The sequence below is a fragment of the Phocaeicola coprophilus DSM 18228 = JCM 13818 genome (assembly GCF_000157915.1).
Lineage (GTDB): Bacteria > Bacteroidota > Bacteroidia > Bacteroidales > Bacteroidaceae > Phocaeicola > Phocaeicola coprophilus.
Window position 1 is genome coordinate 24,505 of record NZ_EQ973647.1, and the last position, 587, is coordinate 25,091.

Here is a 587-nt window from a genome sequence, read left to right on the forward strand (position 1 = left end):
CAAAAATTTCATCTTTAATCATAGCTAAAATTTTATTTATTAAACAAATTTGCATAAACACTATTATATACAGTATTTACGGCTTTTATTATCATTTTCTTGAATAAATTGCATTGATTAGTTTTCATCGCCAAGCATCCTCCACCACACAAGAAGACATATTTACAATATTTACAAGACAAAGAAGTAACATCATGGGTATGCCATTTTTTTAATTCATCTTTATTCCAGCTGATAGTATTATTCTCAATAATCCCTATTTGGAATTTTTTATTTCCAACAACTTCCCAACATGGATAAATTTCTTTTAATGGCGAAAATACATACTCTCCAGTTTGAGCAGTACAATGCACTGCTGTTAGTGGTAAGGACTTTTTGGCTGTAATAGCATATTCTATCTTTTTATAAACTGCATCATATCCTGCACAAGCAGTAGCCCATCTTTTCATTACTTTTTAAATACTCGGATTCGGATAAAAAATTGATATCATTTTTATCATTTTCTTTGACTTCCTCATTATTTTGTATTAATGCTAAATACATTTTAAAGTTTTTATGGGCTAAAAATCCTATTTGTCCAAAATAAA

Annotated in this window: 1 protein-coding gene; it reads right to left on the reverse strand. The window is 28.3% G+C overall.

Annotated elements, in window-relative coordinates:
* Positions 1–32: 32 nt before the first annotated feature.
* Entirely contained in the window at positions 33–449 is a 417-nt protein-coding gene (locus BACCOPRO_RS13855) for an SPASM domain-containing protein (RefSeq protein ID WP_008144528.1), read from the reverse strand.
* Between the last annotated feature and the right edge of the window lie 138 nt (positions 450–587).

Coding starts and splice junctions, on each gene's coding strand:
- BACCOPRO_RS13855 (WP_008144528.1), bottom strand. CDS start 449: ATGAAAAGATGGGCTACTGCTTGTGCAGGATATGATGCAGTTTATAAA.